The following is a 17,965-nucleotide window of genomic DNA, read 5'->3' as shown; positions in this document are numbered from 1 at the left end:
CCGGATATCCCCCTATGGTCGTCACATTTCGCCAAATTTTACTGTTATTGATAGCCTTCGTGCCGTCGCTCGGCATGGCTTCAGTACTTACCGATTTAGATGTGCGCCAAACCAATAACGGTAATGTAGAGTTAGTGTTGCAGTTCAGTGGCGGCGTTGCCCAGCTAAGAGGCTATCGGTTAGACGCACCTCCTCGTCTAGCGCTTGATTTAGCCGATACACAGAGTGCCGTTGCCCAACGCCGTATTGCTGTTAGCCGTGGTGGTGTTGAGCAGGTGACCGTGTTGGAGGGCAGTGGGCGAACGCGTCTCGTGGTTGATTTGAATGAATCCCTTGATTACACCTCTCGTGTAGTCGGAGATCAGCTAAGAGTCACCCTCTCAGGAAACTCCGCGTCTATGCCAGCATCGCAGGCTACTCAGCCGCCCAACCAAGGGCCCCGTGTTGAAAATATTGATTTTCAGCGTGGCGAGAATGGCGCGGGACGTGTTTTGGTGACATTTAATCGCGATGGTGTAGTGACTAACCTGCGTGAAGGGAGCGGAGGCAGTGTATTGGTAGAACTGAGGGACATTGACCTGCCCGATGCGCTTAACCAAGTTTATGATGTCACCGATTTCGCGACACCCGTTACTCGTATTACTCCCTTTGTTGGGCAGCGTGATGTGCGACTTGAACTGCAAACGAATGGCCCTTACGCGATGATTTCATCGCAAAATGGACGTACGCTGGCAGTTGAGATTCAGCCAGTCAGTCAAGCATCACAGCAGGAGCGAGAGCAACAAGGGGAGTCGTTTACTGGAGAGCGATTAAGCCTTAATTTTCAAGATATTGAAGTACGTGCAGTACTGGCTATCTTGGCAGAGTTTACTGGTCTCAATTTAGTGGCCAGCGATAGCGTTGCTGGTCGTATTACGCTTAATTTGAACGATGTTCCCTGGGATCAAGCATTAGCGCTGATCTTGCAAAGCCAAGGGCTTGCAAGCCGTGAACAGGGTAATGTGATCGTGGTCGCACCAGCTAGTGAACTGGCGGCGCTTGAACGGCAAGAGATAGAAACACGCAACCAGCGCCAAACGTTGGCACCCTTAGTCACTGAATTTATCGAAGTAAAGTACGCGCGCGCTGAAGACCTTGCCCAACTGTTGCGTGGTGGTGATGGCTTTGGTCTGTTAACCGATCGAGGGCGAGTTAGTATCGATCAGCGTACCAACACGCTACTGGTACAAGATACCGCAGACCAGGTGCGCGATATTATTCGCACGTTAGATCGCTTGGATGTGGCCGTGAGGCAGGTGCAAATTGAAGCAAGAATTGTTATTGCTCGAGATACCGCCTCACGGGAGCTGGGTATTAACTGGGGGGCGTCAACTACGGGAGGCTTCCAGCAAGATAGCAACGGCGTTTTTGAAAGACGTAATGTAAACCCTAACAGTCTCAATCGAGCCCAAGCGGGTCTGGCGGTTGATTTAGGATCCACGGCAGCGTCCAATACAGGGTTTAGCTTTGGCTATCTTTCTGGTGATATTTTACTGGATTTAGAGCTAAGAGCGCTGGAAAGTGAAGGTAAAAGCCAAACAATTTCTCAGCCCCGAGTGATCACTGCCAACCAACGTACTGCTATTATCCGTCAAGGTGAAGAACGTGCTTTCCAGAGCGTAGATGCTCAGGGGAATCCTGATACAGAGTTTAAGGAGGCCGAGCTTTCCTTGGAAGTAACGCCACAAATCACTCCGGATAACCGCATCATTATGGATTTAGTGATTAAAAACGATAGTTTCCGGGAAAGTGAATTTGGTGGTGAGCCGCCAATTGATACGAACCAAATAGAAACCCAAGTGCTGGTTGATAATGGGCAAACGGTAGTGCTGGGCGGTATTTTGACAACAGAACAGTTGAGCCAAATAGCTAAAACACCGCTGCTTGGGGATATCCCTTTGCTTGGGCGACTGTTTCGCTATACCGAAGAGAGCAATGAAAAGGTAGAGTTATTGGTCTTTATTACTCCACGACTACTTGATGATGGTTTGGCGGTTCGCTGATGCAAGAATTACCCAATATTTTTTTAATTGGCCCCATGGGGGCTGGCAAGAGCACGATAGGTCGCTTGCTCGCGGCTGAATTATCGCGCTCGTTTTTTGACAGCGATCACGCCATACAAGACCGCTGCGGCGCGGATATACCTTGGATTTTTGACGTTGAAGGTGAGCCTGGCTTTCGGCTGCGTGAAAGCCAGATGATTGACGAGCTGACTCAGTTGCCGAACGTGGTGGTAGCGACCGGCGGTGGAGCGGTGCTACGTGAAGAAAATCGCCGTGCTTTACGTGAACGCGGTACCGTCGTTTATTTACTGACCACCGTTGACCAGCAGCTGAAGCGGACTGCCAAAGATCGCAACCGCCCGTTATTACAGTGTGATAATCGTGAGCAAGTACTGAACGATATGTTTGCCACACGGGATCCGCTGTATCGAGCGACCTCCGATATTACGGTGCGAACTGATCGGCGCAGTCCACGTGCGGTGGTCAACGAAATTCTGCGTCGTGTCCATCGTATGGTGGACCCTTTGGAAATTGCGCGGGCCCAAAGCAAAAAGGTATCACAATGACTGAAACAATAAACGCCCAGCGCACACTCACCGTCGCGCTAGGCGAACGTAGCTACCCAATACATATTGGCGTTGGGCTGCTTAAACGTGCCAACGTCTTAGTGCCTTATCTTGCTGGTCAGCAGGTGATGGTTGTGACCAATGAGACTATCGCACCGCTTTATTTAGAATCGCTTTGCGCCAGCCTACCGGATCATTTAGATGTTCATACCGTGGTGTTACCTGACGGCGAACAGTACAAAAGCATTGAGCAGGTAAGCCGGATTTGGGATGCGCTGTTAGAGGCGGGCTTCAACCGTCGCTGTACGCTGATTGCTTTAGGTGGTGGTGTGATTGGCGATATGGTCGGTTATGCAGCAGCTGCTTATCAGCGTGGCGTTGCTTTTATTCAGGTGCCTACCACGCTACTTTCTCAGGTTGACTCCTCGGTAGGTGGGAAGACCGGCGTTAATCACCCGCTGGGTAAGAATATGATTGGCGCGTTTTGGCAGCCGAAAGCAGTCATCGTTGATATCAATACTTTGACCACACTGCCTAGTCGTGAGCTTTCTGCAGGCTTGGCAGAGGTAATCAAGTACGGGTTAATCCGTGATGAGCGTTTCTTGGGCTGGCTAGAAGAGAATATGCAGGCGCTACGTGGTGTTGAGCCTTCGGTAATTGCTGAAGCGATTGCCCAAAGTTGCCAAATTAAAGCTGACATTGTGGCGGAAGATGAAACTGAGCAGGGCGTTCGTGCGCTGCTAAACCTGGGGCATACCTTTGGGCACGCCATCGAAGCGCATCAGGGTTACGGTAACTGGCTACATGGTGAAGCTGTGGGAGCGGGCATGGCGATGGCGGCAACGCTCTCTCATCAGCTTGGTTGGATTGATAGCAATGCCCTCGCGCGTGCTAAGGCAGTTATTGAAAGCGCCGGATTACCACTGGCGGCACCTGCCGGAATGACAGTAGATGACTTTTTAGCTCGTATGAAGCTGGATAAGAAGAATATTGATTCCCGCCTACGTTTGGTGCTACTCAATGCCCTAGGAGACGCCTGTGTAAGTGATGCCACGCCGCCTGATATGCTGCGTGAGCTACTTCACCACTTTCCGCGCAACTAAATATTAAAGCGTATTGTTAAACGCTATAGGCTGGCAGTATTGATAACTGACATTACTGGTCAAAGGCAGTATTAATAAAAAAAGCTATACGGAAAACCCACCTTCGCGTGGGTTTTTTGTTGCCTGGCTGTCAAGTGAGGATCATTTTGTATGTAATCCGCATGCCTTATGCGCTATCGGCATGGGGTTTTTGAGCGATTTAATACTAAAGTTTAATATTGTGTTGGCATCGTTGAAATAACGTTTTGCTGCATTGCAAGTGGTTGAAGTTAATATATTTTTCCATTCAGTGCGAATGCAAATGCAGGATTTGACGAGGTTTTTTGAAGATTTGCGGGTTCTGGGTGATTGCGCTACACACCGGCAAATCGCTATGCTGGGCGACCATTTCTTAAAGCAGTGAAGGCGAGAAGTGCCTGTTTTCAAGCAGGCAGTGGAATACTAAAAAAAGAAAAACTCGTCAATATATCATCAAAACACTGCTAAAAAAACACACGCTGACTAGAGGCACGCCCATGAATAGAGGTCTTCACCAGCCTGGCGAGTTTCGCGATAACTGCGGCTTTGGCCTTATTGCTCATATGGAAGGGCAGGCCAGCCACGACTTGCTGAAAACGGCTATTGAATCACTTACCTGTATGACCCATCGCGGCGGTATTGCGGCAGATGGCAAAACCGGTGACGGTTGCGGCTTACTGCTGAAAATGCCGGTGCAATTCATGCGTGCTGCCGCGAAGAAGGCGCTTGATGCGGAGCTTGGTGAGCGTTTTGCCGTGGGCGTCATTTTTTTACCAGATGACGATACGCGTGCAGCTCATGCTAAAGAAATCCTTGAGCGCGAGCTAAACAGCCGCGGCTTGGAGATACTGGGCTGGCGCGTAGTGCCCACCGACTCTAGCGTGTGTGGTCCTATGGCGCTGGACTGTCTACCGCGTATTGAGCAGCTGTTTGTTCAGCCAGCTAGTAGTGGAAATTTAGGCAGTGAACGCTTCGATGTTGATCTGTTTATGGCGCGACGCTATGCAGAGCAAGCGCTACGTAGCGATGAAGACTTTTATGTTGCTTCACTCTCATCAGAGGTTGTTTCCTATAAAGGCCTCGTCATGCCGGAAGATTTGCCGGCGTTCTACAAAGACTTAAATGACCCGAGCCTGGAAACCGCTATTTGCGTGTTCCATCAGCGTTTCTCTACTAACACCGCACCGCGCTGGCCGCTGGCCCAGCCATTCCGCCTGCTAGCGCACAATGGTGAGATCAATACGATTGAAGCCAACCGCGGCTGGGCGAATTCCCGCAAAGCCAATTTCGTTAATGAACGTCTGCCTGATATTGCTGAGCTTGACGAAATCGTCAATACCACTGGCTCAGACTCCTCAAGCATGGATAACATGCTGGAAGTGCTGCTGACTGGTGGTATGGAGCTGCATCGTGCGGTGCGCATGATGGTACCGCCTGCTTGGCAAAACGTTGAGACCATGGACGCTGAACTGCGCGCGTTTTATGAGTACAACTCCATGCACATGGAGCCTTGGGATGGCCCTGCAGGCGTGGTAATGACTGACGGCCGTCAAGCTGTTTGTATGCTCGACCGTAACGGCCTTCGCCCCGCGCGTTGGGTGATCACCAAGAATGGTTACATTACGCTAGCGTCTGAAATTGGTACATACGGTTATCGCCCTGAGGATGTTGTCGCTAAAGGCCGCGTTGGCCCAGGCCAAATGCTAGCGGTAGACACTGAAACAGGCGAAGTGTTGCACACCCAGGATATCGATAACCGTCTGAAATCAGCATATCCCTATAAGCGTTGGCTTAAGCAGGAAGCTAATTACCTAGAGTCGGCGCTGACCGAGCTTGCGCGTTTCCAGACGATGGATACCGACGCTCTTAATGTTCAGCAGAAAATGTTCCAGGTGAGCTTTGAAGAGCGTGATCAGGTACTGCGTCCGCTGGCAGAAAGTGCGTGATCAGGTACTGCGTCCGCTGGCAGAAAGTGGTCAGGAAGCAGTCGGCTCAATGGGTGATGATACGCCTATGGCGGTATTGTCTAGCCGTCCGCGCCTGCTGACGGATTTCTTCCGTCAAAAGTTTGCCCAGGTAACAAACCCGCCGATTGATCCGCTTCGTGAAGCGATTGTTATGTCGCTGGAGACCTGCTGTGGTGCAGAGCTAAATGTCTTTAAGGCAACACCTGAGCATGCTCACCGTTTGATTCTAACGACACCAGTACTGTCGCCGCGTAAGTTCACTGCACTTATTAATCAAGATGACCCTGCTTTTGCCAGCCATACGTTGTCACTTGGCTATGACCCCGAAAGTAGTAGCCTTCAGCAGGCAGTCACTTTGCTTTGCCAAGAGGCAGAAGCGCAGGTAAATGCGGGCAAAGTGATTTTGGTGTTGACCGATGCTGACCTTCCCAAAGGGCAGTTGCCCATCCAGGCGGCTTTAGCGGTAGGAGCCGTTCACTCTCACCTTGGTCGTTTGGCGCTACGTCCCAATGCCAATATCGTGGTGGAAACCGGCTATGCAAGGGATGCCCACCAAATGGCAGTGCTGTTTGGCGTAGGTGCAACGGCGGTCTACCCCTGGCTTGCTTACCAAGTGATGGCTGACATGCACCGCACCGGTGAGCTAACGGGCAACCCAGCTGATTCACGGGAGAATTATCGTAAAGGCCTGCAGAAAGGGCTGTTCAAAATTCTTTCTAAAATGGGAATCTCAACGCTGGCTTCCTATCGTGGCTCTATGTTGTTTGAAGCGGTGGGGCTATCCGATGAGGTTATGAATACCTGCTTTGTCGGTATGGCATCGCGCATTCAAGGTGCTGGTTTTGCTGAGCTTCAGATGCAGCAAGAGCTGCTAGCGAAAGATGCCTGGATTGCCCGCAAAGGCATTTCTCAAGGCGGCATGCTGAAGTATGTCCATGGTTATGAGTACCACGCTTACAATCCAGATGTGGTGAAGTCGCTTCAGGCTGCGGTGCAAGAAGGCAGCTACGCGAAGTGGAAGCAGTTCGCCCGGTTGGTAAATGAACGTCCGGTCGCGACGATTCGTGATTTATTGACACTAAAACCTGCTGCGACGCCTCTTCCATTAGAGGAAGTTGAGCCAGTTGAAGCGCTTATTCCGCGCTTTGACAGTGCAGGTATGTCGTTAGGTGCACTTTCGCCGGAAGCCCATGAAGCGTTAGCCCAAGCAATGAACGAGGCGGGAGGGCGCTCCAATTCAGGCGAAGGCGGCGAAGATCCTGCTCGCTACGGCACTATTCGCAGCTCGAAAATTAAGCAGATTGCGTCTGGCCGCTTTGGTGTTACCCCGGCCTATTTAGTCAATGCAGACGTGTTGCAGATCAAAGTCGCCCAGGGTGCTAAGCCCGGCGAAGGTGGTCAGCTGCCTGGTGGCAAGGTCAACCAGTTAATTGCTCGGCTGCGTTATTCAGTGCCCGGTGTGACGCTTATTTCGCCACCGCCTCACCACGATATCTACTCGATTGAAGATTTGGCGCAGCTGATTTTTGATCTTAAGCAGGTCAACCCAGAGGCACAGGTGTCGGTAAAGCTGGTTTCTGAGCCGGGTATTGGCACCATAGCTACCGGTGTGGCGAAGGCCTATGCGGATCTGATCACCGTTTCCGGTTATGACGGTGGTACTGCGGCAAGCCCCCTAACCTCTATTAAACACGCGGGATCGCCCTGGGAGCTGGGTCTACCCGAGGTTCATCAGGCGCTGCGTATTAACGGTCTGCGTGACAAGATCCGTCTACAGACCGATGGCGGTCTCAAAACCGGTCTTGACGTGGTAAAAGCGGCGATTCTTGGTGCTGAGAGCTTTGGCTTTGGTACTGCGCCGATGGTGGCATTGGGCTGTAAGTACCTGCGTATTTGCCACCTGAATAACTGTGCCACCGGTGTCGCAACACAGGATGACTTTCTGCGCGGCGAGCATTTCCGTGGCACTGTCGATATGGTCAAAAACTACTTCCGCTTTATTGCTGAAGAAGTGCGTGAACTGATGGCAATGCTGGGTGTGCGTCAGTTGACTGATCTGATTGGTCGTACTGACCTGCTGGAAGTGTTAGAAGGCAATACTGCGGCTCAGCGTAAGTTGGATCTAACTCCGCTGCTATCAAATGATTTTGTGCCCGCAGAGGCGCCGCAGTTCTGCACCGTGAGCCGTAATGTGCCCCACGATCCAGGCGCCAAGAACCAGGAAGTGCTGGCCGCGCTAAAAGCAGCCATTGAAAGCCAGTCGGGGGGTGAGTTTGATTTCACTATTACCAACTGTGACCGCAGCGTGGGCGCGTTAACCTCTGGTGCGATTGCTAAACGTTACGGTGAAGATGGCTTGGAGGCAGCGCCAGTCACTGCCCGCTTTACTGGGGTGGCTGGGCAAAGTTTTGGGGTGTGGAATGCTCGTGGCTTAAACCTCTATCTCGAAGGCGATGCCAACGACTACGTCGGCAAAGGCATGAACGGCGGCAGTATTGTGATTGTGCCACCCAAGGTAAGTCAGTTTGAGAGCCACAAAACCGCCATTATTGGCAACACCTGTCTGTATGGCGCGACAGGCGGCACGCTGTTTGCCGCAGGAACTGCCGGTGAGCGTTTTGCGGTGCGTAACTCAGGGGCGACTGCGGTGATTGAAGGCGCAGGTGACCACTGTTGTGAATATATGACTGGTGGGTTGGTCTGCGTACTGGGTGAAACTGGCGTTAACTTTGGCGCGGGCATGACCGGTGGGTTTGCCTATGTATTGGATGAAGACCGTACTTTTGTGGATAAGTACAACCACGAGCTGGTCGAAATCCATCGGGTCAATACTGAAGCGATGGAAGCGTATCGTCGTCATCTACGTGAAATGATTGAAGCCTACGTTGCGGCAACAGGCTCCGCGCGAGGCGCGGCGATTCTGGAAGATTTTGGTGACTACGCGCGCCACTTCTGGCTAGTGAAGCCAAAAGCGGCAAGTTTGGGTAGTTTGCTGAATCAATCTCGGCGTCAGCCGGAATAACCGCCAGAGCCTACGCTTCGAGGAGAGAGATCATGGCTAACCGTTTAAACAACGATTTTCAGTTTGTAGATGTGGGTCGTAAAGACCCACAGAAAAAAGCCGCACATACTCGGTCAAAAGAGTTCGCTGAAATTTACGAACCTTTTAAACCCACTGATGCGGCGAGCCAAGCGCACCGTTGCCTGCACTGTGGCAATCCGTACTGTGAATGGAAGTGCCCAGTACATAACTATATTCCCAACTGGCTTCAGCTGGTGGTGGAAGGCAACATTATTGAAGCGGCTGAGTTGTCACACAAAACCAATTCGCTGCCGGAAGTCTGTGGCCGCGTATGCCCACAAGACCGCCTGTGTGAAGGCGACTGTACGCTGAACGATGGCTTTGGTGCGGTTACTATCGGTTCGGTGGAGAAGTACATTACCGACACGGCGTTTGCGATGGGCTGGCGTCCGGATATGTCTAAGGTGGAGTGGACCGATAAGAAGGTCGCTATCGTCGGTGCGGGGCCCGCAGGTCTTGGTTGCGCTGATATTCTGGCACGCAATGGCGTCAAGCCTGTGGTGTTTGATAAATACCCCGAGATTGGCGGCCTGCTTACTTTCGGTATTCCAGAGTTCAAACTGGAAAAGAACGTGATGGAACGTCGCCGCGCTGTCTTTGAAGAGATGGGTGTCGAGTTTCGTTTGAATACTGAGATTGGCACCGACATCGAATTCGACACGCTGCTGCAGGAATACGATGCTGTTTTTCTGGGGATGGGCACCTATAAGTACATGGAAGGGGGCTTCCCCGGCGAAGATTTGCCTGGCGTGTACAAAGCGCTCGATTTCCTGATCGCTAACGTTAATCGCCGGTTAGGCTTTGAAAAAGATCCTAACGATTTTATCTCGATGGAAGGTAAGCGTGTGGTGGTGCTGGGTGGTGGTGATACTGCCATGGATTGTAATCGCACCTCCATTCGCCAGCGCGCGGATAGCGTGATCTGCGCTTATCGCCGCGATGAAGAGAATATGCCGGGTTCACGCCGTGAAGTTGCCAATGCGCGTGAAGAGGGCGTTGAGTTTCTGTTCAACCGTCAGCCGGTTGCGGTGGTGGGCGAAGAACAGGTCGAAGGGGTTAAGGTTGTGCGCACCCGTTTGGGTGAGCCCGATGAGAATGGCCGTCGTCGTCCTGAAGTGGTGCCTGGGTCTGAAGAGATCATTGCTGCTGACGCTGTTGTGGTAGCGTTTGGTTTCCAGGCAAGTCCTGCGCCTTGGTTCGATGGTGCCAACATCCAGGTCGATGAGCGTGATCGCGTAAAAGCACCAGAACACGGCCAGTACGCCTACCAAACCAGCAATGAGAAAATTTTTGCCGGTGGCGATATGGTGCGCGGCTCTGACTTAGTCGTGACCGCAATTTATGAAGGCCGCCAAGCTGCTGAGGGGATTTTGGATTACCTGGGGGTTTGATAGTGAGGCTGGGGAAGTAAGTGCTTAATAGGGCGACTTTCCCGACTTCAGGCCTTCGCGAGGGCGCTGTGAACCTATCCATGGGCGCTACTTTTGTCATCTGACCGCCATGGATGGCGGAAATGCCGGAACTGTGGGGAACATTTTCCGGCCATGACAAAAGACCCTCGCTTAGGCCTGACCTCGGTGTCGCCCATCGAGAGCAGTTCAAATTGAGCCTTTAGGCGTACTCTGCTATTCTGTCATCCCATCCTGGTGTGGCTTTCTGTTACGCCTTTTGATCACGTTTCGACAGGTTTTCCATGACACGATATATCTTCGTGACCGGCGGCGTTGTGTCCTCTCTTGGCAAGGGCATCGCGTCGGCCTCGCTGGCGGCGATTCTAGAGGCCCGCGGCCTTAAGGTCACCATGCTCAAGCTCGACCCCTACATCAACGTGGACCCGGGCACCATGAGTCCTTTCCAGCACGGCGAGGTGTTCGTCACCGAAGATGGCGCCGAGACGGACTTGGACTTAGGGCACTACGAGCGCTTTATTCGCACCAAAATGACCCAAGGTAATAATTTCACCACTGGCCGCGTGTACGAGAGTGTGCTGCGCAAAGAGCGCCGTGGTGATTACCTGGGTGGCACCGTTCAGGTCATCCCGCACATTACCGATGAGATCAAGCAGCGTGTCTATGCCGGCGGTGAAGGCTTTGACGTGGCGCTGGTGGAAATCGGTGGTACGGTAGGTGATATCGAATCGCTACCGTTTCTTGAGTCAATTCGCCAGATTCGCAGCGAGCTTGGCGCCAGCCGGGCGATTTACATGCACCTCACGCTGGTGCCGTATATCAAGACGGCAGGCGAGACTAAGACCAAGCCGACTCAGCACAGCGTTAAAGAGCTACGTTCGATTGGTATCCAGCCGGATATTCTGATCTGCCGTAGTGAAGTAGAGTTGGAAGAGAGCGAGCGCCGCAAAATTGCTCTGTTTACTAACGTAGAAGAGCGTGCGGTGGTACCGCTGCAGGATGCCGATACCATTTATCGCATTCCGTTGATGCTGCACGAGCACGGCCTGGACGACATTGTTTGCGACAAGCTGCGTTTGGAAGCCGAGCCTGCTGACCTTTCTGAGTGGGTTAAGGTGCTGGACTCCAAGCTGAACCCGCTGAAGTCGGTAAGCATTGCCATGGTCGGCAAGTACATGGAGCTATTGGATGCTTACAAATCACTTAACGAAGCGCTCATACATGCGGGTATTCAAGGGCGTATCAAGGTTAATGTCGACTATATCGACTCTGAAGATATTGAGCACCACGGAACCGAACGGCTCGCTGGCAAAGATGCCATCTTAGTGCCTGGTGGCTTCGGCGAGCGCGGCGTGGAAGGCAAAATTCTTACCGCCCAGTTTGCCCGTGAGAACAACATTCCCTACTTGGGGATTTGTCTGGGCATGCAGGTGGCAGTCATTGAGTTTGCCCGCAACGTAGCTGGCTGGAAAGACGCTAACTCTACCGAATTTACCCACGACACCAAGCACCCCGTAGTGGGCTTGATTACTGAGTGGATTAACGCCGAAGGCAAGATCGAGCTGCGCGACGCTGCCTCTGACTTGGGCGGTACGATGCGTCTAGGTGGGCAGATCTGTCATTTGAAAGCAGGCAGCAAAGCCCGCGAAGCCTATGGCGCTGATGAGATTGTCGAGCGTCACCGCCACCGCTTTGAAGTCAATAACCAGTTTATTGATGAGTTGGAGCAGGCGGGCTTGGTTATTTCAGGCAAGAGCGTTGATCAATCCTTGGTAGAGGTGGTCGAGCTGGCTGATCATCCTTGGTACGTGGCGTGCCAATTCCATCCGGAATTTACTTCAACACCGCGCGATGGGCATCCGCTGTTCTCTGGGTTTGTTAACGCTGCTTTAGAGCACAAAACGGCACGCACGCGCGCCCATACAACGACTCAGGAATAAGGGAGAGCGAATGTCTTCCAAGAGCATGTCTTCGGCGTCTCAATCAGCCCTTCCAGAGCGTCATATTAACGTTGCCGGCCTAACCGCCGGCAATTCTTTGCCGCTAATGTTATTAGGCGGCATGAATGTGCTGGAGTCGGCGGCGCTTGCCGATGAAGTGGCGCAGGCCTATGTGAAGGTGACGCAAAAACTCGGGATGCCTTATGTTTTTAAGGCAAGCTTTGATAAAGCAAACCGTAGTTCGATCCACTCTTATCGTGGACCAGGCCTAGAAAAAGGTTTGCAGATTTTAGCGGATATTAAAGCGCGCTATAACGTGCCCATCATAACCGACGTTCATGAACCCTGGCAGGCAGCTCCTGCGGCGGAAGTTGCTGATATTATTCAGCTGCCAGCGTTTCTTGCCCGTCAGACCGATTTAGTGGTGGCGATGGCCAACACCGGCGCGGCGATTAATATAAAAAAACCGCAGTTTCTAGCACCTCACGAAATGCGCCATATCCTTACCAAATTCCAAGAAGCCGGTAACGATCGCCTGATGCTATGCGAGCGTGGCACTAGCTTCGGCTATAACAATCTTGTAGTGGATATGCTGGGCGTTGGTGATATGAAGCAGACCGGCTATCCGGTGTTTTTCGATGTTACCCATGCCTTACAGCGTCCAGGTGGCCGTGCGGACAGTGCCGATGGCCGCCGTGCCCAAGTAGCCGAACTTGCCCGTGCGGGCGTCGCAGTTGGCTTAGCGGGAATTTTCTTAGAAGCGCATCCAGACCCAGATAACGCTAAGTGCGACGGGCCCTGTGCACTGCCATTGGATCAATTAGAGCCATTTTTGACTCAGCTTTCGCAGTTAGATGCCCTGGTGAAAGGGTTTGCGCCTCTTACCATCCGTTAACCGCGGTAGCAAACTTGGTGTACATTGAACCCCAATCATCCATTAGACTGACAACCAAAGGATACTGTTATGACCAAAATTGTTGAAATCAGCGCGCTAGAAGTGCTTGATTCCCGCGGCAACCCCACAGTTCAGGCTATGGTGCGTCTGGAAAGTGGCGCCGTAGGTGAAGCATGTGCGCCCAGCGGTGCTTCTACTGGCTCCCGCGAAGCGCTTGAGCTGCGCGATGGCGACAAGACACGTTACCTTGGCAAAGGTGTTTTAAAAGCCGTTGAGGCCGTGAATGGCAAAATCAGTGGTGCGTTGTTAGGAATGGATGCGCGTGATCAGCGTGGGCTGGATGACGCAATGTTGGCCCTGGATGGCACTGAAAACAAAGCTAATCTGGGCGCAAATGCCATCCTAGCGGTGTCACTGGCTGCCGCTAAAGCTGCTGCTAACGCTAAAGGTGTGCCGCTTTATGCGCACATTGCCGAGCTTTATGGCCAGCCGGGCCAGTACAGCATGCCGGTACCGATGATGAACATTCTTAACGGCGGCGAGCATGCGGATAATAACGTTGATATCCAAGAGTTCATGGTACAGCCAGTAGGTGCGGCAAACTTCCGTGAAGGCCTACGAATGGGCGCGGAAATTTTCCACGCGCTGAAAAAAGTGCTGTCTGCTAAAGGCCTTTCTACGTCTGTGGGTGACGAAGGCGGTTTTGCTCCTAACTTGGCATCTAACGCAGACGCCCTGGCGATCATTAAGCAAGCTGTTGCAGACGCGGGTTATGCCCTGGGTAAAGACGTCACCTTGGCGCTTGATTGTGCTTCTTCTGAGTTCTACAAAGATGGCCAGTACAACTTAAGTGGTGAAGGTAAAAGCTACGATGCCGAAGGTTTTGCCGAGTACCTGGCGGGGCTTTGTGCGGACTATCCGATTGTTTCCATCGAAGATGGTATGGATGAGTCAGACTGGGCGGGCTGGAAAGCACTGACTGACAAGCTGGGCGAGAAAGTACAGCTGGTTGGCGATGATTTGTTTGTTACCAATACTAAAATACTCAAACGTGGCATCGACGAACAAATTGGTAACTCAATTCTGATCAAATTCAATCAAATTGGCTCGCTGTCTGAAACGCTGGATGCGATCAAAATGGCCCAGGATGCTGGCTTTACAGCCGTCATTTCTCATCGCAGCGGTGAAACTGAAGATACTACGATTGCTGATTTAGCAGTGGGCACTTGTGCAGGCCAAATTAAAACGGGCTCACTATGCCGTTCCGACCGCGTAGCGAAATATAACCGTCTGCTCGTCATCGAAGCCGAATTGGGCAATGTGGTCTACCCTGGCTTGAAAGCTATTAAAGGGCAGTAGGTGGAAATGGGCGTCGGCGTGTAAGAGATATCTCAAAATTTTGTAAGAGATATCTTACAAATGCCGACGCTAACGACTCAAATGCCTTTTGTGATTTGGGTTTATGTTTTTGATTTTTTTGGTATTTTTAATAACAGGCGAGCCGCAGCGGCTTGCCTGTTGTCGTTTTTGCCCGCTTGAGTTGTGATGGCTTTCTGCCACACTGTACCTAGGACAGGGGAGGCAAGGATGCTTCAGGCAGGATGCAACGGGATGCAGGTCAGATACGCCGGGTGATACAGTGAGGTGAGCCCTGGCAAGGATAGTATCTGAGGAGTTTGACACAGGGAGTGGTCAGAGGAAGTGCTTGGAGCGGGCGGCCTACGGGCCGCCTTTTTTTGTAGCCTGCTCTTTTTATAGCGCACTTTTTTGTAGTCTATTGTTGCTTGATATACCACCAAAATAAAAAAACCAGCGCGAACGCTGGTTTGAAAAGCTGATTTGAAAAAATAGCGCTTGGGGTTAGCGCTCTAGTTTCTCGAGCTTACCCGTTTTGCCATCCCACTCTTCTGCATCAGGCAGCGGATCTTTTTTCTCGGCAATATTTGGCCATACATCGGCCAGTTCCGCATTGATTTCTATAAACTGCTCTTGGCCATCCGGCAACTCGTCCTCAGAGAAGATAGCTTCGGCGGGGCACTCCGGTTCACACAGGGCGCAGTCAATACACTCGTCTGGATGAATGACCAGGAAGTTGGGGCCTTCGTAGAAGCAGTCGACCGGACAGACTTCCACACAGTCGGTGTATTTGCACTGGATGCAGTTCTCGGTAACGACAAACGTCATCTTGCTATCCCTCTTGCGGGACCGGGTGTGTCCCGGTCGTGGTCAATAGTTAATGGTTATAAATCGATCGTTTTTTATAAGATAAAACAGTATGGGCGACATTCTAGTGGTGCCCTTACGCGGCGGCAAGCGCTCATGACTTTCTGGTCACTCCATCACAGTAGTTCTCGCCACTGATAGAGCAGCGCTAGCGCTTCGCGAGGTGTTAAATCGTCTATATCGGCCTTACCCAGCGCTTCCACCACTGGGTGTGGGGCGCTGGCAAACAGGTCGTTTTGTTGCGGGGTCGTGGGCTTCCCGTTAGGGCGCTGCAATTCAACCACTTCCTTTTTTTCCAAGGCCACTAGCTTTTCACGCGCCCTGTGGATCACATGACTAGGAACCCCCGCCAGCTGTGCCACCTGTAGGCCATAGCTCTGACTTGCTGGGCCAGCCTCAATGCGGTGCATAAATACGATACTGTCGCCATGCTCGGTAGCGGTCAGGTGAATGTTAGCCACGCCTTCGGCCTGTTCCGGTAGCGCGGTCATTTCAAAGTAGTGAGTGGCAAACAGTGTTAGTGCCCGCGCATCAGCTAAGTACTCGGCACTTGCCCAGGCGAGTGAAAGGCCATCAAAGGTGCTGGTGCCACGGCCAATTTCGTCCATTAATACCAGGCTATGTTCAGTCGCGTTGTGCAGAATATTAGCGGTTTCGGTCATTTCGACCATAAACGTAGAGCGACCGCCTGCCAGGTCATCTGACGAGCCAATACGGGTAAAAATACGATCCACAGGTCCTATTTCAGCGCTATCGGCTGGTACAAAGCTGCCGCTATGAGCCAGCAGCGCGATGAGCGCGGTTTGGCGCATATAGGTGGATTTACCGCCCATGTTGGGACCGGTGATAATCAACATGTGCTGCTCAGGCGTTAGTGTGACATCGTTAGGTACAAACGGTGTGTCGCTAACGTGTTCGACGACGGGGTGTCGTCCAGCAGTAATTTTTAGGCCAGTGGCATCGCTGAGCTGGGGCCTTACCCAGTTGAGTGCCTCGGCACGCTCGGCAAAGGCGCAGAGTACGTCAAGTTCAGCCAACGCCCGCGAGGTGTTTTGCAACGCATGAAGCGCCGCGTTGAGCTCTCCCATTAAGCGCTCATAAAGCCACTTTTCACGCGTGAGTGCTCTGGACTTGGCCGAGAGTGCTTTGTCTTCAAACTCTTTAAGTTCTGGAATGATAAAGCGTTCAGCGTTTTTCAGCGTTTGACGACGGATATAGTCGGCGGGTGCCTGCTGGGCTTGAGAGCGAGGGAGTTCAATAAAGTAGCCATGAACTCGGTTATAGCCGACTTTTAAATTGGCCAGACCAGTGCGTTCACGCTCACGCAATTCCAACTGCACCAGGTAATCACCGGCATTTTCAGCCATACCACGGTGTTCATCTAGTTCGGCGTCAAAGCCGTTTGCAATCACGCCGCCATCGCGAATCACCACCGGCGGATTCTCAACCAATGCGCGAGTTAACGTATCCGCTATCTCAGGGTAGGGGCAAATGTGCGGTTTAAGACCATCTATGGCGCTACCGCTATCAATATCGCTTAGTAGTTGCTCAAGTGTGGGTAGAGTTACTAGGGCGTCGCGTAGGCGCGCTAGATCTCGTGGGCGGGCGCTATACAACGCGACGCGGGCTAGGATACGTTCAACATCGCCTACGTCGCTTAATGTCTCACGAAGTGCCATGTAGGCGACGTCTATCGAAAGTAACGCCACGCCAGCGTGACGGTTTTCCACGACGTTACGCTGGCGCAGCGGGCGGTTCAGCCAGCGCTTTAATAAACGTGATCCCATCGCGGTGGTGCAGGTGTCTAGCACACTGGCCAGCGTGTTATCGCTGTTGCCACCGAGATTAATATCAATTTCTAGGTTGCGCCGACTGGCCGCGTCAATCACTACGGCTTCATCGCGGTTTTCGACACTAATGGCCGTGACGTGAGGCAGGCGTGAGCGCTGAGTGTCGCGGGCGTAATCGATCAGCACGCCCGCAGCGATTAGTGCGGTGGTTAGGTGTGCACAGCCAAAGCCGCGTAAATCCTGAACTTCAAACTGATCGCACAGGCTGCGAGTGGCGCTGTCTAAGTCAAACAACCATTCGCCTTGACGGCGTAGACTGCGCTTTTGAGACCACGCGTCGGGCAGGGTCAAACTTTCGGGTACTAACAGTTCGGCAGGCGATAGGCGGGTTAGCTCTGCCTGCATTTCTGCTTCACTTTCTACTTCAAGGATATTGAAGCGACCGCTGGAAAGTTCCAGCCACGCAAGGCCCCAGCTCTCTTTGCCGGGCGCAACGGCGACCAGCACATTATCGCGGCGGGCATCTAGCAGAGCTTCATCGTGAAGCGTTCCAGGGGTGACGATGCGAACTACTTGCCGGTCAACGGGGCCTTTGCTGGTGGCAGGGTCACCGACTTGCTCGCAGATGGCAACAGACTCACCAGCTGACACTAGACGAGCTAAATAGCCTTCAGCACTATGGTAGGGCACACCTGCCATAGGAATGGGCTTACCACCTGACTGGCCGCGCTGGGTAAGCGTGATATCCAGCAGCATCGAAGCGCGTTTGGCATCATCGAAAAATAGCTCGTAAAAATCCCCCATTCGGTAAAATAGCAGTACCTCAGGGTGATCGCGTTTGATCTTCAGATATTGCGCCATCATGGGCGTGTGAGCGGGGCTGGCCTGTGACATGGGCGTCCTGGTTAAGCGTTGCGCAAGCAGTGTTGG

9 protein-coding genes and 1 pseudogene are annotated in these 17,965 nt (G+C 52.4%); 8 read left to right on the top strand and 2 right to left on the bottom strand.

All coding sequences use genetic code 11. The annotated features are described in order from the left end of the window. Window positions 1-14 precede the first annotated feature (14 nt). The 8 genes and pseudogenes from pilQ (at window position 15) to eno (ending at window position 14,381) form a co-directional block, all read left to right on the top strand. Window positions 15-2,042, top strand: a complete 2,028-nt coding sequence (pilQ, locus tag M0220_RS04190; RefSeq protein WP_264018769.1) for a type IV pilus secretin family protein — start codon at window positions 15-17, stop codon at window positions 2,040-2,042. Beyond that, the gene (aroK, locus tag M0220_RS04185; RefSeq protein WP_030069653.1) at window positions 2,042-2,608 is read left to right on the top strand and encodes a shikimate kinase AroK; all 567 of its coding nucleotides are present in this window, start codon (window positions 2,042-2,044) and stop codon (window positions 2,606-2,608) included. The genes pilQ and aroK overlap by 1 nt, the downstream gene beginning before the upstream one ends. After that, window positions 2,605-3,711, top strand: a complete 1,107-nt coding sequence (aroB, locus tag M0220_RS04180) for a 3-dehydroquinate synthase (protein WP_264018768.1) — start codon at window positions 2,605-2,607, stop codon at window positions 3,709-3,711. The genes aroK and aroB overlap by 4 nt, the downstream gene beginning before the upstream one ends. A gap of 515 nt (window positions 3,712-4,226) precedes the next feature. Further along, a pseudogene (gltB, locus tag M0220_RS04175) lies at window positions 4,227-8,718 on the top strand (glutamate synthase large subunit). Window positions 8,719-8,750: 32 nt separating this feature from the next. Further along, window positions 8,751-10,169, top strand: a complete 1,419-nt coding sequence (locus M0220_RS04170) for an FAD-dependent oxidoreductase (protein WP_030069660.1) — start codon at window positions 8,751-8,753, stop codon at window positions 10,167-10,169. Between the two features lie 302 nt (window positions 10,170-10,471). Further along, a complete protein-coding gene (locus M0220_RS04165; RefSeq protein WP_030069662.1) occupies window positions 10,472-12,127 on the top strand; it encodes a CTP synthase in 1,656 nt (551 codons plus the stop codon). A gap of 10 nt (window positions 12,128-12,137) precedes the next feature. Then, window positions 12,138-13,022, top strand: a complete 885-nt coding sequence (gene kdsA / locus M0220_RS04160) for a 3-deoxy-8-phosphooctulonate synthase (RefSeq protein WP_404813844.1) — start codon at window positions 12,138-12,140, stop codon at window positions 13,020-13,022. Window positions 13,023-13,091: 69 nt separating this feature from the next. Next, window positions 13,092-14,381, top strand: a complete 1,290-nt coding sequence (gene eno / locus M0220_RS04155) for a phosphopyruvate hydratase (protein ID WP_264018767.1) — start codon at window positions 13,092-13,094, stop codon at window positions 14,379-14,381. 501 nt (window positions 14,382-14,882) lie between these two features. On the opposite strand, the gene fdxA is transcribed toward eno, so the two are convergent. Further along, complete coding sequence (gene fdxA, locus M0220_RS04150) at window positions 14,883-15,206, bottom strand: ferredoxin FdxA (protein WP_009722190.1); 324 nt, start codon at window positions 15,204-15,206, stop codon at window positions 14,883-14,885. 155 nt (window positions 15,207-15,361) lie between these two features. Further along, on the bottom strand, window positions 15,362-17,929 hold the full coding sequence (gene mutS / locus M0220_RS04145; protein WP_264018766.1) for a DNA mismatch repair protein MutS: 2,568 nt from the start codon (window positions 17,927-17,929) through the stop codon (window positions 15,362-15,364). Window positions 17,930-17,965 lie beyond the last annotated feature (36 nt).

Origin of the sequence: Halomonas qinghailakensis, from assembly GCF_025820815.1 — a bacterium.
Lineage (GTDB): Bacteria > Pseudomonadota > Gammaproteobacteria > Pseudomonadales > Halomonadaceae > Vreelandella > Vreelandella qaidamensis.
This window is presented reverse-complemented; position numbering and strand designations above follow the sequence as displayed.